Source organism: Peribacillus sp. CSMR9 (assembly GCF_033141925.1).
GTDB lineage: Bacteria > Bacillota > Bacilli > Bacillales > DSM-1321 > Peribacillus > Peribacillus simplex_A.
Window position 1 is genome coordinate 25,798 of record NZ_JAOPHO010000032.1, and the last position, 23,752, is coordinate 49,549.

The 23,752-nt window shown below is 41.7% G+C and carries 22 protein-coding genes, 1 riboswitch and 1 other annotated feature; of the genes, 16 read left to right on the plus strand and 6 right to left on the minus strand.

Annotation, left to right across the window (positions count from 1 at the left end; genetic code table 11):
- Positions 1–66 precede the first annotated feature (66 nt).
- The 8 genes from N9I19_RS14895 to N9I19_RS14930 all read left to right on the plus strand — a co-directional run bounded on the left by N9I19_RS14895 (position 67) and on the right by N9I19_RS14930 (position 7,144).
- Positions 67–927 carry a carbohydrate ABC transporter permease gene (locus tag N9I19_RS14895; protein WP_061461343.1) on the plus strand — a complete coding sequence of 287 codons (861 nt, stop codon included), beginning with the start codon at positions 67–69 and terminating at the stop codon, positions 925–927.
- Positions 927–1,745, plus strand: coding sequence for a carbohydrate ABC transporter permease (locus N9I19_RS14900; protein ID WP_061461345.1), 819 nt, complete (start codon positions 927–929; stop codon positions 1,743–1,745). The genes N9I19_RS14895 and N9I19_RS14900 overlap by 1 nt, the downstream gene beginning before the upstream one ends.
- Positions 1,746–1,802: 57 nt before the next feature.
- A complete protein-coding gene (locus tag N9I19_RS14905; RefSeq protein ID WP_317778230.1) occupies positions 1,803–2,837 on the plus strand; it encodes a LacI family DNA-binding transcriptional regulator in 1,035 nt (344 codons plus the stop codon).
- A 236-nt stretch (positions 2,838–3,073) separates the two neighbouring features.
- The gene (locus N9I19_RS14910; protein WP_089362552.1) at positions 3,074–3,796 is read left to right on the plus strand and encodes a ThuA domain-containing protein; all 723 of its coding nucleotides are present in this window, start codon (positions 3,074–3,076) and stop codon (positions 3,794–3,796) included.
- 18 nt (positions 3,797–3,814) lie between these two features.
- The gene (locus tag N9I19_RS14915) at positions 3,815–4,837 is read left to right on the plus strand and encodes a Gfo/Idh/MocA family protein (protein WP_317778231.1); all 1,023 of its coding nucleotides are present in this window, start codon (positions 3,815–3,817) and stop codon (positions 4,835–4,837) included.
- A gap of 17 nt (positions 4,838–4,854) precedes the next feature.
- Complete coding sequence (locus tag N9I19_RS14920) at positions 4,855–5,895, plus strand: Gfo/Idh/MocA family protein (RefSeq protein ID WP_089362554.1); 1,041 nt, start codon at positions 4,855–4,857, stop codon at positions 5,893–5,895.
- A gap of 21 nt (positions 5,896–5,916) precedes the next feature.
- Positions 5,917–6,885 (plus strand): sugar phosphate isomerase/epimerase family protein, encoded by a 969-nt coding sequence (locus N9I19_RS14925; RefSeq protein WP_061461355.1) that lies wholly within the window; start codon positions 5,917–5,919, stop codon positions 6,883–6,885.
- 76 nt (positions 6,886–6,961) lie between these two features.
- Positions 6,962–7,144 (plus strand): hypothetical protein, encoded by a 183-nt coding sequence (locus N9I19_RS14930; RefSeq protein ID WP_317778232.1) that lies wholly within the window; start codon positions 6,962–6,964, stop codon positions 7,142–7,144.
- Between the two features lie 175 nt (positions 7,145–7,319).
- Here the strand turns inward: N9I19_RS14930 and rluF are convergent, their stop codons facing one another.
- From rluF to brnQ, 5 genes are all read right to left on the minus strand, one after another.
- Positions 7,320–8,027: a 23S rRNA pseudouridine(2604) synthase RluF gene (rluF, locus tag N9I19_RS14935; protein WP_061461357.1), complete on the minus strand. Its 708-nt coding sequence runs from the start codon at positions 8,025–8,027 to the stop codon at positions 7,320–7,322.
- 115 nt (positions 8,028–8,142) lie between these two features.
- The gene (locus tag N9I19_RS14940) at positions 8,143–8,379 is read right to left on the minus strand and encodes a DMT family transporter (RefSeq protein WP_081108671.1); all 237 of its coding nucleotides are present in this window, start codon (positions 8,377–8,379) and stop codon (positions 8,143–8,145) included.
- Between the two features lie 58 nt (positions 8,380–8,437).
- Complete coding sequence (locus N9I19_RS14945) at positions 8,438–8,791, minus strand: EamA family transporter (RefSeq protein ID WP_317778233.1); 354 nt, start codon at positions 8,789–8,791, stop codon at positions 8,438–8,440.
- Between the two features lie 182 nt (positions 8,792–8,973).
- Entirely contained in the window at positions 8,974–9,906 is a 933-nt protein-coding gene (locus tag N9I19_RS14950; RefSeq protein WP_317778234.1) for an aldo/keto reductase, read from the minus strand.
- Between the two features lie 120 nt (positions 9,907–10,026).
- The gene (gene brnQ, locus N9I19_RS14955) at positions 10,027–11,361 is read right to left on the minus strand and encodes a branched-chain amino acid transport system II carrier protein (protein WP_317778235.1); all 1,335 of its coding nucleotides are present in this window, start codon (positions 11,359–11,361) and stop codon (positions 10,027–10,029) included.
- Between the two features lie 97 nt (positions 11,362–11,458).
- Positions 11,459–11,706, minus strand: a binding site (T-box leader).
- 210 nt (positions 11,707–11,916) lie between these two features.
- On the opposite strand from brnQ, the gene N9I19_RS14960 reads away from it, so the two are divergent.
- The 5 genes from N9I19_RS14960 to N9I19_RS14980 all read left to right on the plus strand — a co-directional run bounded on the left by N9I19_RS14960 (position 11,917) and on the right by N9I19_RS14980 (position 19,327).
- Entirely contained in the window at positions 11,917–12,090 is a 174-nt protein-coding gene (locus tag N9I19_RS14960; protein WP_164468807.1) for a hypothetical protein, read from the plus strand.
- Between the two features lie 499 nt (positions 12,091–12,589).
- Positions 12,590–15,331 carry a GTPase domain-containing protein gene (locus N9I19_RS14965; RefSeq protein WP_317778236.1) on the plus strand — a complete coding sequence of 914 codons (2,742 nt, stop codon included), beginning with the start codon at positions 12,590–12,592 and terminating at the stop codon, positions 15,329–15,331.
- A gap of 96 nt (positions 15,332–15,427) precedes the next feature.
- A riboswitch (SAM riboswitch) is annotated at positions 15,428–15,533 on the plus strand.
- Positions 15,534–15,649: 116 nt separating this feature from the next.
- Positions 15,650–16,762, plus strand: a complete 1,113-nt coding sequence (locus N9I19_RS14970) for a sugar ABC transporter substrate-binding protein (protein ID WP_317778237.1) — start codon at positions 15,650–15,652, stop codon at positions 16,760–16,762.
- Positions 16,763–16,818: 56 nt separating this feature from the next.
- Positions 16,819–18,321, plus strand: coding sequence for a sugar ABC transporter ATP-binding protein (locus tag N9I19_RS14975; protein ID WP_317778238.1), 1,503 nt, complete (start codon positions 16,819–16,821; stop codon positions 18,319–18,321).
- A gap of 1 nt (position 18,322) precedes the next feature.
- Positions 18,323–19,327: an ABC transporter permease gene (locus N9I19_RS14980; protein ID WP_317778239.1), complete on the plus strand. Its 1,005-nt coding sequence runs from the start codon at positions 18,323–18,325 to the stop codon at positions 19,325–19,327.
- Positions 19,328–19,871: 544 nt separating this feature from the next.
- Here the strand turns inward: N9I19_RS14980 and N9I19_RS14985 are convergent.
- Positions 19,872–20,228 (minus strand): hydrolase, encoded by a 357-nt coding sequence (locus tag N9I19_RS14985; RefSeq protein ID WP_284471915.1) that lies wholly within the window; start codon positions 20,226–20,228, stop codon positions 19,872–19,874.
- A 187-nt stretch (positions 20,229–20,415) separates the two neighbouring features.
- Here N9I19_RS14985 and N9I19_RS14990 point away from each other — a divergent pair, with 187 nt between their 5' ends.
- From N9I19_RS14990 to N9I19_RS15000, 3 genes are all read left to right on the plus strand, one after another.
- Positions 20,416–21,135, plus strand: coding sequence for a hypothetical protein (locus N9I19_RS14990; RefSeq protein ID WP_317778240.1), 720 nt, complete (start codon positions 20,416–20,418; stop codon positions 21,133–21,135).
- Between the two features lie 202 nt (positions 21,136–21,337).
- Positions 21,338–22,573 carry a S1C family serine protease gene (locus N9I19_RS14995; RefSeq protein WP_317778241.1) on the plus strand — a complete coding sequence of 412 codons (1,236 nt, stop codon included), beginning with the start codon at positions 21,338–21,340 and terminating at the stop codon, positions 22,571–22,573.
- Positions 22,574–22,842: 269 nt separating this feature from the next.
- A complete protein-coding gene (locus N9I19_RS15000; RefSeq protein ID WP_061461379.1) occupies positions 22,843–23,157 on the plus strand; it encodes a hypothetical protein in 315 nt (104 codons plus the stop codon).
- The last annotated feature ends 595 nt before the right edge of the window (positions 23,158–23,752 follow it).

A 23,752-nucleotide genomic window follows, 5' to 3' on the forward strand; every position in this document is an offset into this window, starting at 1 on the left:
ATCGATGATTTTTAATATTTTTTGAAATCCGTTATCTATTAAATCATTTCAAGGAGGTCGGTTTCGTTGAGGAATCGGGATGCCGCATATTGGCTGTTTTTGACACCTGTTCTTGCTGCACTCATTTTGGTGGTGATCGTGCCACTCATCTACGGATTTTATTATTCCTTTACGAATTGGAACGGTCTAGGGACGCCAGCTTTCATCGGTCTTAAGAATTATATGGATTTGTTTACGGATAGAGGGTTTCTGGATACATTTTGGTTCACCATTAAATTTTCCGTAGCGGCAATTGTTGTAATCAATGTCATCGGTTTAAGTTTGGCTCTTATCGTGACATCGAAAATCAAATCAAGCAACATACTGCGGACAGTTTTCTTTATGCCCAATTTAATTGGCGGCCTGATCCTAGGTTTTATTTGGCAGTTCATTTTCATTAAGGTCTTTGGTGCGATTGGTGACTTGACTGGGATCGAGGCATTTAATGGATGGTTATCAACGACAGAAACAGGTTTTTGGGGATTGATCATATTAACGTCTTGGCAAATGGCCGGGTATATCATGATCATTTATATTGCATATCTGCAGGCTGTTCCTGAAGACTTGATCGAAGCGGCAAAAATTGATGGGGCTAACAGCTTCCAGCGCTTTCGCCATATCACCTTCCCGCTTGTGGCACCTGCTTTTACCGTCAGTTTGTTTTTGACGCTGTCCCACTCGTTCAAGATTTATGATCAAAATCTTTCTTTGACAAACGGAGCTCCCTATAATTCAACCGAAATGGTCGCGATGAACATTGTAAAATCCGCTTTCACCGAAAATGATATGGCATATGCACAGGCAAAAGCCGTAATCTTTTTCGTAATTGTGGCAGCAGTTTCTTTAACACAAGTGTATATCAATAAGAAAAGGGAGGTTGAGCTGTAATGAGAAAAAAATGGAAGCTATGGCTGGTTGGATTCATCGGTTTCATTTTAGCCGTAATATGGCTCACTCCGTTTTATTTAATGATTGTCAATGCTTTTAAAATGAAGCGGGATATATTTGCCGATACACTGGGACTGCCTGAAACCTGGACATTCGAAAACTTCATTCAAGCTTTCGAGCAATTGGATTTCCTCCGGACTTTATTCAATTCTTTATTGATATCGGGCGTCAGTGTAGTCATTATTATCATCTTTTCTGCGATGGCCGCATATGCACTTTCCCGAAACAAAAGTAAAATAAGTTCCTTGCTTTTCTTTGTGTTTGTAGCAGCCATGTTGATTCCGTTTCAGTCTGTGATGATACCGCTTGTTGCCCAATTTGGTCAGCTGGGGATGCTGAACAAGGCCGGACTGATTTTCATGTATTTAGGTTTTGGCTGCAGTCTTTCCATATTCCTATACCATGGTACATTAAAAGGGATTCCCATCTCTCTTGATGAAGCAGCTAAAATTGATGGTGCTAACCGGTTTCAAGTATTTTGGCATATCATCTTTCCATTATTAAAACCGATGTCCATTACAGTTGGGATCTTAAATGTCATTTGGATATGGAATGACTATTTGTTGCCATCCCTTGTTATTGGTGGCGAGGGATCGGAGACCATTCCGCTTAAATTGTTCTTCTTTTTCGGGCAATATACGAAACAATGGCATCTTGCCTTGGCTGGACTTACTTTATCCATCATTCCAGTCATCATTGCGTATTTTTTTGCTCAAAGGCAAATTATCAAAGGAATTGCAGATGGAGCCGTTAAATAACTATTTAAATATAGGGAATATTAAACCATATGCGGTGAACGGGGAGTGGTGATGAATATGTCTGTTACAATAAAGGACGTTGCCAAAAAAGCGAATGTCGCTCCATCAACGGTATCGCGTGTAATTCATAACAGCCCGACAATAAGTGAAAAGACAAAGCGTAAGGTACGCAAGGTATTAAAAGAAATGGGCTATCATATGAATGAAAATGCCCGCAACTTAGTCACGAAGTCCACAAAAGCCATTGGAATCGTCATGAAAAGTTCCGCAAGGGAATCACTTTATAATCCCTTTTTTCCAGAAGTGATCCGAGGCATCGGGGATTTCTGCAATAAAGAGGGGTACAGCCTTTCTTTGACAACCGGCGAGACGGAAGATGCCATCTTTGAGGATGTCGTGAAAATGGTTCAGGGCAGAAGAGTGGATGGCATGATTGTTTTATACTCTAAAAAGGACGATAAAGTAGTGCCGTATTTAATAAAGCAAGGCTTTCCGTTTGTTTTGATAGGGAAGCCAAGTACGAACGTGAGCGGCATCACATTCATTGATAACGATAATGTTCAAGCGGCCAGGGAAGTATCTGAGTTTGTAATCAGCCTTGGACATGAGCGAATCGCCTTTTTAGGAGGAAGTCCAGAGTTTGAAGTGATTCAAGCCCGCTTGACAGGGTTTCAACAAGCGATGGAGCAGGCTGGATTAGATGTGCCACAGGAATATATCAAATTGATCCCTTTAAATCGAACGGATGGAATAAAGGCGATTGATGAATTGCTGGAATTAAGTAAGGCTCCAACCGCTTTTTTGGTTATGGATCTTTTATTGGGAGTTCTTTTGCTTGGAGTTTTAGCTGAAAAGAACTTGAAAGTGCCGGAGCAAATTAGTGTCGTCTGTTTTAATCACTCAGAATTCATAGAATTTTTAAGTACGCCGCTTACAACGGTTGATATCCATACGTATCAGTTAGGGTATGAGGCGGCAAAATGCGTGTTCGATCTCATTGCAAATCCTGAAATGATGGAAAAAAGTATAAGTATCCCTACCAAAATCATAAAGCGGGAGTCGCATTTTGTTGCCGAAAAGGATTTTAAATGAAAAATGTAGAAATGTTTTACTAATTAAAGCTTGATTTTTGCTAACATAAATTTACAATATAGATTATCACTATTATTTTTGAAAATTCAACTTTCTATAAGCCAATAAGTATGATCTGATAATCGACTAAGGTTTGATCACGTTTAACGCAAACGTTTGCGTTACGAATAAAGAGGTAATAGTTAACATACGAGCAGGAGCAAGATGCCGACAAATTGATATGGAGGAGATTGTTCATGAGAGTCCTAGTATGGAATGAGTTTCGCCACGAGAAAACAAAGCCTGAAGTAGCCGAAGTATATCCAGATGGAATCCATGGGGCAATTTCCGGCTTTTTACAAAGTGAGCAGGTCGAAGTGAGGACGGCCACTCTCGATGAAGAAGAGCATGGATTAACCGAAGAAGCACTGAAACGAACGGATGTACTTCTATGGTGGGGACATGTAGCACATGATGAAGTTCAGGATGAAATCGTTACGAGGGTTCAGAAGCGAGTTCTCGAGGGAATGGGTCTCATCGTCCTTCATTCTGGTCATTTCTCTAAAATCTTCAAACAGTTAATGGGCACGACTTGCGATTTGAAATGGCGGGTGGCGGATGAGAGGGAAAGGCTCTGGGTTGTCGATCCCAGTCATCCGATCGTTGATGGAATCGGAGAATATATAGAGCTTGAGAAGGAAGAGATGTATGGGGAACATTTTGATATTCCTGCACCAGATCAATTAATATTCGTCAGTTGGTTTGAAGGCGGGGAGATCTTCAGAAGCGGTTGCACGTATCAGCGGGGAAAAGGGAGAATTTTCTATTTCCGTCCAGGTCATGAAACATATCCGACTTACCATAATCCAGAGATTCAACGGGTAATTAAGAATGCCGTTGATTGGGTCAAGCCAGAATTTGGAATGGTAACGAACTATGGGAAAGCCGAACCGTTGGAATCCATATCAACAAAGAGCTGAAGTGAAGGAGAGAACAGAATGGGCAAAGTGAAGGTAGGAGTCATTGGATGCGGGAGTATCGCAAAAAATAGGCATTTTCCGGAGTATGATGCACATAAGGAAACTGAAATCATTGCCGTTTGTGATATTGTGCCAGACCGGGCGAATGCAGCAGCACAAAGGTATGGCGCCCAAGCATATACTGATTATATAGAACTTTTGAAAAATGAGGAGATTGAAGCGATCAGTGTGTGTACACCGAATTACCTGCATGCAGGCATCACAGTTGCGGCCTTGGAAGCAGGTAAGCATGTCCTTTGTGAAAAACCAATGGCCACTTCTTTAGATGAAGCTGAAAAAATGAATGAAGCATCAGCGAAAAGCGGAAAAATACTAATGATTGGTCATAATCAGCGTTTTGTTCCTTCGCATCAAAAAGCGAAACAGCTTATTGAGAGTGGGAAGCTAGGAAAAGTCTATAGCTTCCGGACGGCCTTTGGACATTCCGGGCCAGAAACCTGGAGCGTGGACGGACGGGAAAGCTGGTTTTTTAAAAAGGATCAGGCAGTCATTGGTGCAATGGGCGACTTAGGCGTCCATAAAGCTGATTTATTAAGGTATCTCCTTGGAGAGGAATTTGTTGAAGTGGGAGCCTTTGTGGAAACGACTGCCAAGAAGAACACAGACGTTGATGACAGTGCGGCCTGTATTCTCCGGACGGAGAGCGGTATCATCGGTACTCTTACCGCCAGCTGGTCTTATGCAAAAGAAGACAATGCGACGGTCATTTATACGGAAAAAGCGGTATTGCGCCTTGAAGACGATCCGAAATACTCACTGATCATCCATCATGATGGTGGAAAGACAGAAACCATCCAATTAGGAAGCATCCAGACAAATGATTCTGATGGACAGCATGATTCCGAAGTGATCAGCCACTTTGTAAAATGTGTGGTGAACAATGAGGAGCCTCTTGTCTCCGGAGTTGAAGGGTTAAAATCATTAAAAGTCATTCTTGGCGCGATGGAATCAAATGCATCCCGAAAAATCATCCGCTTATAAAGGGGTTTATAGTCATCATGTACAAATTAAAAATGGGTATTATCGGTGCTGGCGGAATTGCCCAAAAAAGGCATATCCCAGCTTTTCAAAAATTTCAAGATAAGGTAGTTTTATACGCCATTCAGGATATAGATGAAATGAAGGCGCGAGAAGTGGCACGTGAATTTCATATTGAGAAGGTTTTCACCAATTATGAAGAAATGTTTGCTGAAGTGGATGCTGTTACGATTGCAACGCCAAATAAGTTCCATGCGGAGATTTCAATTGCTGCCCTGCAAGCGGGTGTACATGTGTTATGCGAAAAGCCGATGGCCATTACAACTGAGGAATGTAAGGCAATAACCGAGGCTGCAAACATATCGGGTAAAGTGTTATCGACTGCTTATCATTACCGCTTCATGAAGGAAGCCCAGGCTGCAAAGAAAATGATTCAGGCCGGTGAAATCGGTGAGCCATATGTAGCGCGTGTACAGGCAATCAGACGCCGAAAAGTCCCTGGCTGGGGAGTATTTACAAGCAAAGAATTGCAAGGCGGGGGAAGCGTAATCGACTACGGCTGCCATTTGCTTGATTTGGCTTTATGGCTGATGGATGACCCAGAACCGATTGAAATCGTAGGTTCGACATATAATTATGTCAGTAAGGGTGTCGATCAGGTCAATCTATGGGGGAATTTCGATGCATCGGTATTTGAAGTGGATGACCATGCCACGGCTTATATCAAATTTGCCAACGGAGCATCTCTATTATTCGAAACTTCTTGGGCCGCGAATATCCGTGAAGAAGCAACTGTTTTGAGTTTATCCGGAACACAGGGCGGACTTGATGTGTTCCCATTAGTCTTGAATCAGGCTAAGCACGGCATGCTATTAAATAGTGAGGCAGTATGGATGCCAGGGGAGGATACACCAGACCTGCAGCAGGCAGAGAACTTTATTGACAGCTGCCTAGGATTGGTGGAACCATTGGTAAAACCATCGGAAGCCATGAAAGTTTCAAAAATAATCGAAGCCATTTATCAAAGCTCGGCAAGTGGGAAGGTCATGAGCATAAACTAAAGAAAAGGTGAGGTGGGGCTTGTGAAATTAGGGGTTTTTACCGTGCTATTTGCTCAAAAATCATTCGAGGATATGCTTGATTATGTTGCGGATTCCGGATTAAAAACAGTTGAAATCGGTACAGGCGGGTATCCAGGCAATATCCATTGTCCACTCGATGAACTGCTGGATAGTGAAGAAAAGCGCCAAAAATACCTGGAATCCGTTCAAACAAGAGGATTAACGATCAGTGCATTCAGCTGCCACGGCAATCCGATCTCTCCAGATAAAGCGTTCGCCAAAGAAAGTGATGAAACACTGATTAAAACAATCAAGCTTGCATCCTTACTAAATGTCCCGGTCGTCAATACCTTTTCTGGTACAGCTGGTGATCACGAAGGAGCTAAATATCCAAACTGGCCTGTCGCCCCATGGCCCAATGAGTATACAGATGTGCTGAAATGGCAATGGGAAGAAAAATTGATCCCCTATTGGAAAAAAGTAGCCGCCATTGCCGATGAACACAATATAAAAATTGGACTTGAACTGCACGGTGGTTTTCTCGTTCACACACCCTACACCTTGTTAAAACTGCGGGAAGCTACATCGGATGCAATAGGAGCCAACCTTGATCCAAGCCATCTTTGGTGGCAGGGCATCGAGCCAGTCGGAGCCATCAAAATTCTAGGGAAAGCGGGGGCAATCTACCACTTCCACGCAAAAGACACATACTTGGATCAGGATAATATCAATATGTATGGATTAACCGACATGCAGCCATATGGAAATGTCCAAAGCCGCGCCTGGAACTTTCGCTCAGTAGGATGCGGACACAGCCTGCAAGATTGGTCCGACATCATGAGCGCCCTTCGCACATACGGTTACGATTACGTCGTCAGCATCGAACACGAAGATCCGCTGATGTCAGTCGAAGAAGGATTTCAACGGGCGGTAACCAATTTAAAAACTGTCCTCATCAACGAAAGTCCAACTGATTTATGGTGGGTATAATTTTATAGCCGATTACGAGCAGCCTATTAGAGGTTGCTTTTTATTTTGGCCATTAAAAACGGAATTCACGAGTAAAGTGGAATTCACGAGTAAAAGTGCGAAATTCGCGAGTAAAAGTGCGAAATTCACGAGTAAAGTGGAATTCACGAGTAAAAGTGCGAAACTCACGAGTAAAAGTACGAAACTCACGAGTAAAAGTACGGAATTCACGAGTAAAAGTGCGAAATTCACGAGTAAAGCGGAATTCACGAGTAAATGAGCGGAATTCACGAGTAAAAGTGCGAAACTCACGAGTAAAAGAGCGGAATTCACGAGTAAAAGTGCGAAACTCACGAGTAAAAGTACCCAAAAAGAACAAAATAGCAATTTTATTGCTGAAAAATCTTCTGAAATAAAAAAACGATGCCCCCTGAATTCTGGGAGCATCTCAATAGTTATCTCTGCCTAGGGGTATAATCCAACTCCTTGAATAGTTCCGATAATTCATCTTTGGTCAGGTCGCGCCATTGTCCGAGCGCCAGTCCGTCCAAATGGATATTCATGATTCGGATTCGATGTAAATCACGGACCTCATAACCGAGTGCTGAGCACATACGGCGGATTTGTCTGTTCAATCCTTGCATCAAGGTGATGTTGAATGTATATTTGGTCAATTGCTTAACCTTACATGGAAGTGTTTTCGTATCCAAAATCTCCACGCCGGATGACATATCTTGAATGAAGGAAGCGGTAAGTGGCTTATCCACGGTTACGATATATTCCTTTTCATGTTTGTTTTCTGCACGAAGGATTTCATTTACGATGTCTCCATCATTCGTAAGCAGGATCAGTCCACTAGAGTCTTTGTCCAGCCGTCCGATATGAAAAATGCGAAGCGGATGATTTACAAAATCAACAATATTTCCTTTAATGTGTTTTTCCGTCGTACTTGTAATCCCTATCGGTTTATTCAGTGCAATATAGACATTTTGCTGTTCCACTTTTATTGGCTTGCCATCTACACGAACATCATCCCCGGGTTCAGCTTGACTGCCAAGCTCAGCAACTGTGCCATTAATCGTCACACGGCCATCGGCTATCCATTTATCTGCGCCTCGTCTCGAGGTAATTCCGGATTCACTGATATATTTATTGATCCTCAACTAAAGCACACCTTTGCATTCAGATTTTCTTCTTTAAAGGATAACGTAAATCATGCTGGGTAGACAAGGGGAAAAGACAAGAAAGCGTTAGGAGGTTTGAAATTCTGTACATTTTTTACAAGTTCTTCATGACGGCAGCCGGGTATTCTTTTTTCTTTTTACTTGTCAGATAGACACCAATGAAGGCAAGGAGACCGTCCAGGAGTTGGACCAAAGTAATCGGTTGACCTAAAAGTAGGTTAAGAATGGCGGTAAAAACAGCAATCAGATTTAGATAAATTCCAGCCTGGCTTGCATTGATATGACGAAGGGAAATATTCCAGAAAATAAAGGGGCCAACAGACGGGAAGATTCAAATGTATATGAGTCCTCTGCTTGTTTTACTGCTTAAATCAAGATTCAATCCCGAGTCAATGGCAAATGGAGCGACGAGAATCAATCCGAGAAATATGGAAACGGCTGTGGCTGAGGTGAGCTGGAAAATATCCAGAAGGTGTCAATAAAGATATGATAAGTCCGAGTGCATGGAGGGCTGAAATTTTCTCCTTTAACAGCAATCTCCATTCTTTCCATACACTCCTCCAATATGGCTTTTCAATCCATTGGGCTAGAGGAAATAATAAAAATACCGCAATCAGCCATCGCGTAAATGTTAGTTGGATGGAGGAAAGTTCGGTCACAACGTATTTGTCGAAAATGTAATTACCGGCCCAGAACAGATTGGCCAAGATGAGAAAAAATAAAATAACAATAGATTTTTTCATCAGGCTGCCTCTTCTTTAATTGGTGGAATATTCACTAAATATAGCGAAATAGAAGATCCTAATCATCTAGTAATGTAAGACGTTCAATTAATAGGGAGCTTGGAACCACAGGTTAGGAATGAAGATGGGATAAATCAAGAAAGGGCTGCTCAACAGTGCTGAACAGCCTTTCCTTCTATATACTAAGCGAAAATGGCACTGATTTCGGCGATTTCATCCATGGTTAGATTGACATCTAATGCTTTTAAGTTGCGTATGACCTGTTCTGGCTTTTTCGCTCCGGGAATCAGGACATCTACCGAGTGCCGAGTTAAATACCAAGCTAGTACCACATCGGCAACATCGGCATGCTTCCTGTTGGCGATCGCCCGTACCTCTTCCACTTTTTGCAGGTTGCTTACAAAGGCTTGTCCTTGGAAAAGCGGACTTTTTGCCCGGCCGTCCTCGAATGTTGATTCTTGATTATATTTGCCGCCGAGAAGACCGGAAGCAAGGGGGAAATAAGGAATGAAGGAGATATTATTTTCGGCTGTATATGGCAGTAGGTCTTGTTCTGCCTCCCGTTTGAATAGATTGTACTCGGATTGCAGGACATCGACATAGCCGTCTTTATTCGCTTCCTTCAATTGTTCGAACGAAAAGTTCGAGACTCCGATTGACTTGATTTTGCCTGCATCCTTCAATTCCTTTAAGGCACCTACTGCTTCATCTTTAGGAGTACCCTCATCAGGGAAATGGATATAGAATAAGTCGATGTAGTCTGTTTGGAGCCTTTTTAGACTCGAATCCACGGCATTTTTCAGAAAAGCCGGAGAGTTATCAAAGACGATATTGCCATCGGAAAATTTATGTGCCCCTTTAGTGGCAAGTACGATATCGTCGCGTTTGCGACTCTCTTTAAGGATTTCACCGATAAGTTCTTCTGAGCGCTCCGGACCGTAAATGTAAGCTGTATCCCAAAAGTTAATTCCTTCATCAAGTGCCGTTCTCAAGACGTTCCTTCCTGTATCCTCGCTTAGATTAGGGAATAGGTTATGTCCGCCAATGGCATTCGTTCCAAGGCCAATCGGATTTACATACAAATCTGTTTTACCAATACGGGTTTGTTTCGACATATTACTTATCATCTCCTTTAACCCCATCATAACAAAAAGTGGATGGTGTTTTCCAAAATAAAGCAATGCAGGCCGTCCAAAAAATAAGCAGATGATCTGTAAAATCATCTGCTTCCCTCATTATAATAATGTTTTGATTTCCAACTCCTCAGCTGGAGCTGTTTGTCCGATTTGACTGAGCAGAATGCCAAGGGCTGTACCGATGAGAGCAGGGATGACCCACTCCATGCCGTAAGCGGAAAGGGGAAGGACATCAGTCAAGGTTTGCACGGGTCCTAATTGTAAGCCGAAAGCATTCAGCCCATCCATCAAGGCGAAAACTCCTGTGAAAGTCATTGCACTGCGATAAACCTTCTTCGGGTTTTTGAAATGACGGCTGAAGAATGTCAGGACAATCAGGACGATCGTTAACGGATAAGCCATCACAAGGAATGGTACCGATACTTTCAGAATTTGATTCAGACCCATATTTGAAAGGATGAAACCGACGATTGTTACAATCAGAATGACGCTTTTGTAGTTCAGCTTGGGAAAAAGTTTCGAGAAGTACTGTCCGCAAGCGGTCGTCAATCCGACGACGGTGGTGAAACATGCTAAAGTGAAAATGATGCCGAGAAGGGCCTTCCCGCCAGTTCCAAGTAAAAGGGTGGATGCGACTGTGAGGATATCCGTTCCGTTTTCGAATGACCCATCGGCTGCCATGCGTGCTCCCATTATACCTAAGGAGATATAGACTAATGAAAGCAATACACCAGCGATGAGACCCGCTTTTACTGTATATCTCGTCAATTGTTTTCGATCGGAAATCCCTCTTTGCTGGATTGAAGTAAGGATGACGATCCCAAATGCCAGGGCAGCTAAAGCATCCATCGTGTTGTACCCTTCAATGAACCCTTTCGAAAATGCTCCTGCTGCATATGCGTCTGTTGGAGCTTTGAATGGAGCATCAAGCTTTACGAATCCGACAACACAGAGAATGACCATGGACAAAAGCAGAATAGGTGTAATCCAGCGTCCCATGAAGGTTTCCATTTTTTTTGGATTCAATGAAATGGCATAAACGATGATGAAAAATATGGTTGTGAATATGAATAGGAATAGGGATTGATTCATTGAGTCACCAAGATATGGCTTGAAGCCCATTTCATAGGCGACATTCGCATTCCGTGGAATGGCTAGAAAAGGTCCGATGCTTAAATAAATGACAACCATGAACAACGTGCTGAATAGAGGATGTACACGTGCCCCGATAGTTTGTGCCCCGCCTTTAACAAGTGAGACGGCGAGAAGCACTAAAATTGGCAGGCCGACTCCAGTGGCGATAAAACCGGTAATGGCTGGCCAAAAAGAAGTTCCCGAAGACGCCCCTAAAAATGGGGGGAATATAAGATTCCCGGCTCCGAAGAACATTGAGAAAAGCATTAGGCCGATAAATAATGTGTCTGTTTTTTTCATGGTGATTCTCCTTTTTTTTAAAATGATAACTCCCGCCGACTGGCCTGAAAAAGGCTATTTTAAGTGTTTTGTGCAAATAAAAAACTCGCCCCTGAAAATCAGGGACGAGTTTGTGCTCGCGTTACCACCCATATTCCGCACTTCATAAGAAGCTGCGGCACTCAGTCAACGTACGAATTCATACGTGATCCATTGTAACGGCGGAAACCCGTCAAAGCCTACTGCATTTTCAGCTTTGCATCTCAGAGATGATTTTCGGATAGGCCTTGGACATCGACTTCCACCAAATGTCGACTCTCTGTGGAACAGGGTACTAATCTTACTCTTTCTCTTCATAGATTTTATAATATAAAGATAATTTAGCAAATTCTGATTATGAAGTCAACATAATTTATCATTTCATTATTCCTTTTAAGCAGGGAATTAGTCCTCCGTTGGCGAAACTTCCTTTATCGAGGGGTATTTTTTGCAAAAAGAATCGGATATAACTCCCTATTATCTTTCTAACCGCAACTATATTATAATAGAAGGCAGAACACTAAAGGAGACAACATTATGTCTGAAAATAAAAAGTTAAGCCTGGCGGATGCAGTCAAACAAAAACTGGCTCAAAAGCAAGCAGGATCAAGTAAAGATAAACTGGAAACCGGCGTAGTGAAGAAAACGAAACAGCTTAAAAGCCAGTTGACCAAAAAGCCGAATAACCAACGTAAGCGTACAGGGGTATAATCCTAATTTGTCAAAGGACAATGACTGTTCGGAGCTTATCAGAGAGCAGTTACCTTTCACGAATGAGGGTGCTGCTTTTTTATATGAACGATAAAATGGGATATTAGTAATGAGTGGGGTAGAGGATTTGTCTTATTACCGTTTTTAGTTTTAGGTAGTTAAAGGGCTGGACTTCTGGTAATTTAGATGTATAAAGAATGGTTCGCTAAACTTTTCAGATACCGGTTAAACTAGAAAAAACATAATTTCTCGAATATGGAAATGACATCTCTGTATCGGTTCATTAAAATCATTACAGTTCCATTCATTTCTGTTTTAAAATTGTAAGAGTGGTGACATGTTGTTACCATATTGTTTTGTTAAAATAATATTTTAAGGTTTTACAAATAATTTTCTTAACTAAAGGAACCTATTAATTGCATGTTAGGGCTTCTTGACTGCTTTTCAAATTAGTGATTATCCTTTAATTGAAAATATGAAATATATCGGGGGAATAAAGATGGACGAACGGCTGATCGGGAAAAAATATTATGAAACGATGATTGAGGATACAAGGAAACACCCCATTCAAGCTTTGGGTGAAATGTTTCTCGTGGAACAAAAAAAAGAAAGAGCGGATTTAACGGCAGTTCGATTCGCTCAAGGTGAAGTATACTTTCAGCACCATGACTTTGAAGCAGCCATTTTTAAATGGGAAAACATAGAAGGTGAACTTGGTTCATGGGCGAAGAAAAACATCGCTGATGCTTATTTTGAACTGGAAATGTATTCAACCGCAGAGGATATTTATAAATCCGTCGATACGAATGAAGCGGTTTTGAAAACGGAGGTTCTTTTGCAACTGTTTTCCCTGTACATAGTTGAATCTAGAAATGATTTGGCTTCCAAAGTCGTGAAAGAAGCAGTAGAGTTTCAACCTGACTATCCGAATGTCACGGAAATCGCACGAGCCTTTTTTGAAGAACAAAAGGATTGGAACAGTGCGGTGGTATTAGCGGCGAATGAAAGTATCCGTACAGAATCAATGGGCTGGTTCGATGTGCTGAAAACGTATATCCAGCAGGGGGTTGCCCAATCGATGGATCCGGACTACTTTTCAACTGTCCTTGGTTCGCTATACACACTTGACCAGGGTCGTTTCGAAAAGGTGACGGTTGCCCTCTGGAAAAATTATAAATATACCGATTCTTATTTTGAATGGCTAAGAGTGATTAATAACTTGATAGATACCATCGAATTAAACCAAGGGGATGTATGGGATGAGCTTTCCGTCTATTACAGGGATGCATATGCAGGTCTGTTGGAAGGAACGCACCTAATCAAAGATTTAAGCCCTGTCGTGCCAAGGTTGCTGGAAAACTGGCTGAAAATCGCAGATGGGGAGCTTTCGCTGTTTGCGGCGGCATCCGCGCTGTCCTGGAATGAAATCTTCCCGGATACGATTAATGCGCTGGTCATTCAGGATGCAGAAAGCCTGCTTTCGAAATCGCCTAAATTGGGAGGCGGACTGGAAGCGGGAGAGAAACTGTTCAATTCTATCATCCAATGGGCTGAAGAGAATGATTTAAGGGTTGGCAATAAGCTTAAATGGATGGTCGAGGGGCTTAAGGATACCGGAAATTTCAATCTTCTTCTTGTGGGAAGTACAGGAAATGGCAAGACATCCTTTATACAGTCAATAGTTGGCGAGAGCATCGCTGCCGAAGATCATTCTTCACTAGTCAGCGTCAAAGACGGGGATGATTTGGAAATCCTTGAAATTACCGATACAGATAGCAAGGTTGTCATGGAGCTAACTGAATTGGATGAAACACGCCGCCAGCGCGGGACTATTGTCGATGTGACGCTTATTAGTGACTATCTTAGAAATAATCGTCTGCGATTATTGGATACACCGGGGTTCAATGGGGAAAAAAGCGTGGAATCGGATTTCCAAGGCTATTTACATGGCAGTGATGGCCTGATGTTCGTTCTTGATGCCCGGGCGCCTTTCACCGGTAGTGAACGGGACCTGTTATTGGAAATTCAAATGATGGCTCCGAAACTGCCGATTCATTTCTTATTAAATAAAATGGATACGATATACAGTGATCAAGTCGCGGTCCGGATGGAAGACGAAACATGGGATAAAGTGAATGCATATTTCCCGAATGCGAAAGTGTTCGCTTTCTCTAAACTTTATGACAGCAAGCAGCAGTTGAATGACCTTTCTGCATTCCTTCAATCGAATTATCAAGATGATAATTGGAAAGAAAGAAGATCTGAAAAAATCCTTGCTTTCATTCGTAAAACTTTATCTTATCTGTTAGAAAAACGGACAGCCAATGAACGGAAATGCGAGCATTCCATCTCTTGGAATGAACAGATGGAAGTCAAATTGAATGGTGCGGTCAATCAACTGGCTGATTTAGAAAAAGAAAAAAGTGAAAATATCATAAGGTCGTACCGTGTGCTTAAGGATGAAGTGAAAAGTCAGCTTTCTTCTAAAATTCCTGAATTACTGAGGGATTGCTCTAAATCGTTAACGGAAAGCAGTGATTTCAGTCAGGTCCATATACAGTTGAACCATGAAATGAATGAGCGGATTCAAGCCTTCATTTCTGACAAGATCATGCCTCAATATTACCGTTCTCTTCAAGATTGGATTGCTAGTTCCCAAATGGAGTTCTCACAAAGCCAACAGTTTATGGATGAGATGAGTGCCGGATTCAATGAATTATACAAAGAAGAACGGATTATGCTGGCAGGTGACTTCAGGGTATTGGATGACTGGCGCCGTGATGCCGACCGGATGACAAGCAGTATCCGCATCGATGACGTTAATATCCTTTTGCGAAGGACTCCATCACAATTGCTGCTTAAAGGAGCAGGAAAGCTGTTTGGGGCAATACCGCAAAATAAAGCCAATATGTACAATCGTTATAAGAAATACTTGGAAAGTGAAGATTACCAGGATGTTGCGGAAATGATCACTGAACGCTTCCTTACCCAATTTGGATTGTTTGAAAAATCTTTAGATCGGGACATCTCACTTTTCTATCGCAGCTCATTTGCCTTACTTCAAAAAACAATAGAGCAAACGCAGACAGAAATTAAAGACTACCAGGCTACATTGGAGCATATGAAAGAAAATCCGGAAGTTTACCGTGATCCGATCACTGTGTTCGAAGTGAAACTACGTCAGTTGGAGAGACTTGAAAAAATTGAGAAAAAGCGTCTAGCCCAGCTTCAAAGAAAATAAAAGTAGCAGGAAACATTTCGAATATTCGAAAAACTATTGACTTTACGACTATATCCCTATAAAGTGATAATTACGAAAAACGTAACACGATATATTCTCTTATCAAGAGTGGCGGAGGGACTGGCCCTAAGATGCCCAGCAACCGTTCCATTAGGAATTGGTGCTAAATCCTGCAAAACAGAAATGTTTTGACAGATAAGAGAGGGATAAGTCTGCAATACAGCTGATTAAACCTCTCTATTACTAGAGAGGTTTTTATTTTATGATTTACACCAACTTAACTGATAAGAATAATAAGAGAATGTGGAGGGAAACAAGATGGGAAGATCTATTAAAGGGATATTCGTTTCAGCCATCGCTTCGGCGTTGCTTTTAACGGGTTGTTCTACAGGACAGAGTTCCACAGAATCGAAGAAAGAAGAAAAAGTATCATTTGAAAATGTACCGGAAAGATTTGCTGATGGGGAAGGGGCCAAAATCAAAGTGATCCGTAAAATTGGCGGTGATGATCATACGGCCCAATACCTTGCTGGAGCGAAGGAAGAAGGAGAAGCAATGGGCTTTCAAGTGGATACGTATACAGCCAATGGGGATACGGCTAAATTCCATGATGCGATCGCGCAGGCTTTGCAGGAAGATTATGACGGCTATATCATCTCCCATGGTGATGATGCAGCAACAGTGAATGACGTTCAAAAGTTGGTTGATGCAGGTAAAAGCGTTGTCACATTCGATTCAATTAGCGATTTATCTAAAATAGAAGGTGTGACATTAACTTCACAGGATGATGAAGCGTTGGCAACACTGGCTTTTGATAAACTGATAGAAGAACAGAAAGGTGAAGCGGCGATTGCTTACCTTTGGGTGGATGGTTTTCCTCCAATGGTGAGAAGAAATTCAGTTTATCAGGAAAAATTAAAAGAAAACCCTGGAATTAGGGAAGTCGAAAGATTCGGAGTGGCATCTGCAGATACTGCGGTTCAAACACAAAATGCAGTAGCCGCAATGCTGAATAAATACCCAAAAGGTAAATTGGATGCCATTTTCGCAACATGGGATGCCTTCGCTATCGGTGCCGCCCGGGCGATTAAAGAAGCGGGCCGCGATGAAGTGAAGATATACGGAATTGATGTATCGAATGCAGATCTTCAGGAAATCCAATCGGCCGCTAGCTCATGGTCCTACACGGCAGCCGTCGATCCCAAGTTGATTGGTGCAGTGAATATGAGGATATTGGCAAAAAAATTAGCGGGCGAAAAAACACCGCAAACCTATGACTTAGAGGCTTCACTTATTTCACAAAAGCAAATCCAAGCCTCAAAAGAAGCCGTAAACATGGCAAATCTGTCTGGTATTGTCGAAGGATGGGGTGTATCAACGGAATTTGAAGAAGATTGGATGAAAGTTTTGAAAGCTCATTATAAAAAGTAAAAGGGGACACTCTCTTTCAAGTGAAGGGAGTGTCTGTTCAATAAGGGGGAATGGACATGGGCACGCAACTAGAAATGAAGAAAATCTCGATTGAATTTCCAGGAGTGAAGGCGCTTAGTGAAGTTGACTTTTCTATACAATCAGGGGCAACCCACGCATTGGTCGGTGCAAACGGAGCAGGGAAATCGACGTTAATGAAGGTTTTATCGGGAGCCCATGCTCATTATTCAGGTGACATTTTTATTGATGGGATAAAGCAGGATATCCGCTCGCCCAAAGTGGCGCAGGAACAGGGTATTCAAATAGTTTATCAGGAAGTAGATACGGCCCTCATCCCTTATTTAACCGTTGGGGAAAATATAATGTTGAATGATATGGTCCAAAACATGGGAAAAAAACAGATAGTTCAATGGAAGGAGCTGCACAACCAAGCCTCTTTAATTCTTGAAGATATGAAAATTCGTGTCCCTTCGAAAAAGCTGGTAAGAGACCTTACTTTGGCTGAAAAACAGATGGTCCTGATAGCAAGAGCCGTTTCGACAGAATGCAAATTCCTGATTCTCGACGAACCAACTGCTCCGTTAAGTCATACAGAAACGACAGAACTTTTTCGAATTGTAAATGAATTAAAGCAAAAAGGTGTTGGAGTCATTTTCATTTCACATCGTCTGCCTGAGATTTTTGAAATCTGTGAGGAAATTACGATCATGAGGAATGGGGAGCTTGTCACTTTTCGAAAAATGGAAGACATCACCCGTAACGAAGTGATAGAGAATATGCTAGGGAAAACCATGGATGAACAGTTCCCTGAAGTGAATTCTTCGATTGGCGACGTTATTCTGGAAGTGAGGGGATTGTCAGATACAGAGAAAGTTAAAAATGTCAGTCTGCATATTAAAGCAGGGGAGATAATCGGCTTGGCAGGGTTGGTCGGGGCTGGGAAAACGGAGTTGTGTAAAAGCCTTTTCGGTCATACTTCGATTACAGCAGGTGAAATCATCCTAAATGGCCGTAAGCTTTCTTTGAAATCACCGCACCAAGCAGTAAAAAGCGGTCTGGCACTTATACCTGAGGAACGCAGGAAAGAAGGGGTCCTTGTTCAGGAATCAGTATCGGCGAACTTGACTGCAGCCAGTATCGGCAAATTCTGCAAGACATTCAGTTTTGTGGATCGTAAGGCGGAAATGGAAAAAGCGAAGGAAATGATCGCAAGTCTCGGCATTAAAACTCCTTCCGGGGAGGTGAAAGTCGAAAACCTTTCAGGTGGTAACCAGCAAAAGGTTGCCATTGGAAAATGGCTTATAGCCGATGCGGATGTATACATATTCGATGAACCAACGAAAGGTGTCGATGTTGGAGCCAAGAAGGATATATTCGAAATGATTGCAAAGCTTGCGAGGGATGGGAAAGCGATCATTTATGCATCATCCGAGCTCTCCGAAATCATTGGCATTACTAACCGGACATACGTGTTATATGACGGGAGCACTGTCATCGAACTAGAAACAAGCAAAACGAATGAAGAAGAACTGCTATTCTATTCAACAGGAGGAAATTAGGATGAGTACACCCATTTCTGTTACACAGACAGCGAAAGCGAAGAAAAAGGTGGACCTGTTCGAATTTTTCTATAAATACGGCACAATATTAACGATTGTCATTCTAATTGGAATTTTTGCCGTGTCCAATCCATCTTTCATTCAAACTACTAATCTGATCAACATCCTGCGTTCCATCTCAATCGTGACCATCATTGCGATCGGCATAACGATATCCTTGACAGTGAATGGGTTCGACCTTTCCGTCGGCTCCGTCGCATCATTGGCCAATGCCATCGTCATATCAATGTTTGTCTGGTTTTCGCAGGATACATTAATCGCCATATTAGCTGCGATCGGCGCCTCGCTTGTCGTAGGGGCTTTGAATTCATTCATGATCGTTAAATTGAGAATTCCCGACATGCTGATGACATTGGCTACCATGTTCATTATCCAGGGAATTGCCCTTACCTATACAAAAGGGGCCACGGTTTCGCAAAATATGGTCATGCCCGACGGAACATTCGCAACAGGACTGATCAGCCCGTTTTTCGCCAAAATTGGTCAGGTACCATGGATAATCCTGATCATGGCAGTCATTGTGGTAGCGACCCATATCTTTTTGACTTATACGAAGCACGGTCGTTATATGTACATGATTGGGGGAAATAAGGAAGCGGCTAGACTTTCCGGGATATCGGTCAATAAATACAAAATCCTTGCCTATCTGCTTTCAGCTCTATTTGCTGCAATCGGGGGGATTGTCCTTGCTTCAAGGGTCATGACATCGGAAATCAATTCAGGGTCCCCCTATTTAATGGATGCCGTTGCGGCAGCCTTCATTGGTTCCTCCGTTTTAGGAGCGGGAAAACCGAATGCCTTTGGAACCTTTGTCGGTGCAGTCCTGATCGGAATCCTTCAAAATGGTTTGATCATGATGTCCGTTCCGTATTATGCTATGGATATCGTCAAAGGAACAGTGCTGGCCCTTGCGCTCGCGGTAACTTATTATAAACAAAAACATTAAAATGAATCTATCACCTTAAATTATTAAGAGGCCGTTTCCCATTTAGGATAAGGGGTAGACATTGTCCTTATTAGATTCTTCTTGCAAGAATCCTGTCATTTTGAATTTTGAATAAAGATTGATAAAAATCCTGTTGGATATGAACAGGATTTTTTCGTTGGCACCTAAAGGGCGGGGTTATCGAGATAAGAATTTCGTTTATGTATCGTCTTCATTTTACTTTATCACCTCTTATAATAAAGTCGCCAAAAGCAATTATAAAAGAAGGAGGAGCTAGTTCGATAACCGCAAATGACGCTAGTTGCTGAGGGTTGAGAAATTGGGTGCAGCGGCTCCCCAGCTGATGGTCAGAAGGCTTCTTTTAGAAAAGGCTGAAATAAAATGTCCAGAAAAATGCTAAGCAAAGATACTCGCCCCAAATAAAAACTTATATGATAGACCTCCTGATTTTTATTCAGAACACCATCATAATATTGTTAAGGGATAACACCAACTGATTTTCAAAAAAACAGAACCTTTGAGTTTCAGGTTCTGTTCATATTTTCTATTTGAACTTTTGCACCTCTTCTTGTCCCTCGAATTTGTTGTCTGTCAATATGCCGATTTCTTCGATATGGTTTCGGGCCGTTTCATCGCCAAATTTATATATGAGGGCATAAAGCTTTTTCATGGCTGCATCGTATTTATCATTTGCCCGGTCATGATGATAGAGAAGGTAGGGCACATGTGAACGGGCATATGCCTCCAGGTCATCTGTCCGGTGTTCCTCCAAGCATTGTTTCAATTCTGCAAGTTCCTCATCAGTTACGTGTACAGTGAAGCTCGGGTTCTCTTCAAGTTTTTGTCCGAGTACGTCGCCGCTGACCAAATCGACATGATAGGTCTGTTTGTCCTGCCTCATTCTGCTCATCATCCTTTCAACTGTTTATCTTTCTGTACCACTTTTTGTAAAAAGATAATCATAAAAGTCAACATTTCCTTAATGAAAATGATAGGAAATAGAGGTATCGGTTTTCTTATCAAAGGGTTTAAGATGGATGTATAGAATAATATGGGAGAGTATCTTTGGAAAAGTGAGGAGTGATGTAGTGAAGAGAACATTCATGGTTATTTTTTTGATGTTGATTGCTTCAGGCTGCGTAACAAGGAATTATGATTCCAATATGGATTTGGGGAAAAGTCAGTTGAATGAGGAAAATTATTTAGAAGCCCACGAGGCATTTGAATTAGCTTATATAGAAGCAAAAACACCGGAAGTAAGAGAATTAATGGATCTTTCAGGTTTTCTGGCAAGTGGAATGAAGAAATACGACGAACAGGATTTTGATTCGGCCCAAAGAGATTTTCAAGAAGCAGCCGCATATAAGGCAAAATACCAGGAAGGTAAACTAATGGTTTTAAAGGCGGCGGAAATGCATCCGGTATCAGGCCCAGCCACTATAGAAACCGTAGAGGGGAATGACGAAGTGGAACCGGTGGAGGAAGCAAGTAAAGAAGGGACCATTGGATCCGAATTAGAAGATAAGGCGGTAACGGATACAAAAGCTGAGACGGTAAAAGGAAAAGAAGAGAGTAAGGATTCGGTTAGTACCTTAAGTAAATCTCAGGCGGAGAAGCTTGTGAAGGATTACGTGGACATGGAAAATTTCCCGCATTTGCAAATAGAATATGATCATGATGCCGAAAAGGGAGATTACATTTTTCAAGTGTTCGAAGTGGATGAAGGCAGTCAGAAAAATGGCCATGCAGCTACTTGGGGCTGGTATGGTGTGAATAAGGAGACAAAAGAAGTGTATGAAGTCATGTAAAGGTATATATAACGGTCGAATTGAAAAGGGGCCCATGTTGAGGCCTTTTTGTTTTCTAGCATGCAAAATATCATATAGCAGGATTTGATAAAATTTTATATTTTTTATAAAAAGGTCACTTATTTCTTTATTTCTTAAGAATTTTTTAATAATTACTGTATATGATTGAGCCAAGTAAATGACAATCATAGGAGGGATAAAGATGGAGAATTATAATGGTGATGAGCAAGCCAGAGTGAAGACAGAAAGGAAGAAGGGTAAGTCCCTTTTGCTAACTGGCCTTGTTTCCGGAACAGTTGCTTCTATTGTTACATCTTCTGTATTTGTATTTGGCGGGGATTTTATAGATCAAGGGAAAGGTTCCGTGAATGAGTCAACCCAAAAGGCGGGTGTAGAGCAAACGGAAAACGTTGAAAAACATAGAAGTGTCACGGCAGAAAAGTTATCGACAAGTACGGATTCAAATGATAGGGCAGAGATGGTGGAATCAGCATCCAAATCGATTGTAGGGGTCGTGAATTTACAAGAGATGCAAAACCAGGACCCGTTCCAGCAGCAAAGCACGAAAAGCGAAACGGTTGCGAGCGGCACTGGTTCAGGGGTCATTTTTAAAAAGGCAAATGGGAAGGCCTATATCATTACGAACAATCATGTTATTGAGGGAGCAAAGAAAGTCGAAATTTCATTATATGATGGACAAAAGGCAACTGCAGTGGTTGTCGGGGCGGATGCCTTGACGGACTTAGCGGTTTTGACAATTGATGCCTCGAAAGCACCTGATGGAATTAAATTCGGGAATTCTGATAGCATGCGTCCAGGTGAAGAAGTATTGGCGATTGGTAACCCTCTTGGACTTGACTTTTCACGTTCGGTTACACAAGGGATCGTCAGTGCGACCGGACGCTCCATTTCAGTCGATACATCGGACGGTGAGTGGGAACTTGATGTCCTTCAAACAGATGCAGCGATCAACCCTGGCAATAGCGGCGGGGCATTGATCAATACAGCTGGGGAAGTGATAGGCATAAACAGCTTGAAGATTTCCGAAAATGGTGTGGAGGGCCTAGGTTTTGCCATACCAAGTAATGATGTGATTCCGGTTGTTACGGAACTGATTGAAAACGGAAAAATCACGCGCCCGTATTTAGGAGTAAGCTTGGCCAGTATAGAAGAACTGCCACAGTATTACCTACAAAATGTTCCTGAAGCTGCAAAGTCGGGTGTCATGGTTACAAGTATTGAAGCGGGATCGGCAGCAGCGAATGGAGGGCTTAAGCAACAGGATATCATCGCGGAGATTGATGGAACGAAAATAAATACGGCAGCAGAATTAAGGAAAGTCTTATACACGGATAAGAAAATCGGAGATAAAGTGAAGGTTAAAGTGTATCGGGGTGCTGAAAAGAAAACGTTAACGATAACCTTGCAGAAATCATAGAAAGATGTATGGCCCCTGATAAATTCATCAGGGGTCATTTATTTGATATTGAAGTCAAAAAGTTTTTACAAGTATAGAAAAGGATAGTATTGGAAAAAATGATAGTGTATTTATACTGTTTTACAGATTTTTCATATAGTCTTGAATACCTAAAAGTGAATAGTGGCGTCTTCTATTTGTCAAGGTTTTCATTGTGGATATGTTAAAAAATAGAAAAGATTTGACAAATTTGTGAAATGTCATAAAATAGAAAGAAAGGGGATGAAATAATGGAAACTAATCAGAAGATGATGGATGCAGTGAAGTGGGTATCAGGCACAGGTTGTGTAATCGGGATTTTAATTTTTAGTTTAAGTTTTTTTGTAAGCGATTACAACAAGGATTATTTATTAACCGCTGTTGGGATGGCCATTACACTAAGCGCAGCTGCCATTTTTCTAGTTGGTATATTTTTTGTCCTGACAGAAGAAATGGTGATGAACACAAAAAAGGGTGAAAGAGTTGTACCGGATACAACTAAAGTTATAAAATTAAAATCAAAAGCTATTCCTAAAACAAAAAGGAGTACCGAATACAGTAACTAAAAAAGGACAATCATTCCTGTTCTGAAAGAAAGGCCACACGACACCAAGAGCAACGGCTGTAAGAACATGGAGAATAGGAACCCCATTGTATATCCACGAAGAAATAATAGTTTCATACTCGTATTACATCATTCCTTACAGGTAGATGAGGCTAGAACCCGGAATGCTTGTGAAGAATCAGCTGTCGGTACGGTAGCGAAGTTGTATTCGGGAACTTTGGAATTGAGAGTAGGCCAATACTCTGAATTTTAAAGGGTCGCTTGAAATATTTCTTGGTGCATAACGAGTGCTGCAGAAAATTGTACACGATTAAAATGTAACCAAACGATAACCCAAGTGCACTAACGAATGAAAGCGTATTCAATAACCCGAATCCCAGTTGACTTACAATATGTGTACATTCGACGTGCTTGGCCATCCAAACCAAACTTGCCCACATTCCTAAATGAAAAGTTCTCACTCTACATCATGAACTATACCCACGAAAAAAAATGGACACCTTAAAATGAGGGCACTGGAAAAGTCCCTTCGGGCCAATAGAGGTAGATTTTCTCAGTTTATTCTGAGGAAATCTACCTTTTTTTGTTTTATAATC

Bases quoted from the DNA above. Each gene is read 5' to 3' on its own strand.
- N9I19_RS14975 (WP_317778238.1), top strand. From the start codon at position 16,819: ATGGGCACGCAACTAGAAATGAAGAAAATCTCGATTGAATTTCCAGGA.
- N9I19_RS15000 (WP_061461379.1), top strand. From the start codon at position 22,843: ATGGAAACTAATCAGAAGATGATGGATGCAGTGAAGTGGGTATCAGGC.
- N9I19_RS14965 (WP_317778236.1), top strand. From the start codon at position 12,590: ATGGACGAACGGCTGATCGGGAAAAAATATTATGAAACGATGATTGAG.
- brnQ (WP_317778235.1), bottom strand. From the start codon at position 11,361: ATGAAAAAAACAGACACATTATTTATCGGCCTAATGCTTTTCTCAATG.
- N9I19_RS14945 (WP_317778233.1), bottom strand. From the start codon at position 8,791: ATGAAAAAATCTATTGTTATTTTATTTTTTCTCATCTTGGCCAATCTG.
- N9I19_RS14910 (WP_089362552.1), top strand. From the start codon at position 3,074: ATGAGAGTCCTAGTATGGAATGAGTTTCGCCACGAGAAAACAAAGCCT.
- N9I19_RS14950 (WP_317778234.1), bottom strand. From the start codon at position 9,906: ATGTCGAAACAAACCCGTATTGGTAAAACAGATTTGTATGTAAATCCG.
- N9I19_RS14900 (WP_061461345.1), top strand. From the start codon at position 927: ATGAGAAAAAAATGGAAGCTATGGCTGGTTGGATTCATCGGTTTCATT.
- N9I19_RS14920 (WP_089362554.1), top strand. From the start codon at position 4,855: ATGTACAAATTAAAAATGGGTATTATCGGTGCTGGCGGAATTGCCCAA.
- N9I19_RS14980 (WP_317778239.1), top strand. From the start codon at position 18,323: ATGAGTACACCCATTTCTGTTACACAGACAGCGAAAGCGAAGAAAAAG.
- N9I19_RS14960 (WP_164468807.1), top strand. From the start codon at position 11,917: ATGTCTGAAAATAAAAAGTTAAGCCTGGCGGATGCAGTCAAACAAAAA.
- N9I19_RS14995 (WP_317778241.1), top strand. From the start codon at position 21,338: ATGGAGAATTATAATGGTGATGAGCAAGCCAGAGTGAAGACAGAAAGG.
- N9I19_RS14905 (WP_317778230.1), top strand. From the start codon at position 1,803: ATGTCTGTTACAATAAAGGACGTTGCCAAAAAAGCGAATGTCGCTCCA.
- N9I19_RS14915 (WP_317778231.1), top strand. From the start codon at position 3,815: ATGGGCAAAGTGAAGGTAGGAGTCATTGGATGCGGGAGTATCGCAAAA.
- N9I19_RS14970 (WP_317778237.1), top strand. From the start codon at position 15,650: ATGGGAAGATCTATTAAAGGGATATTCGTTTCAGCCATCGCTTCGGCG.
- N9I19_RS14985 (WP_284471915.1), bottom strand. From the start codon at position 20,228: ATGAGGCAGGACAAACAGACCTATCATGTCGATTTGGTCAGCGGCGAC.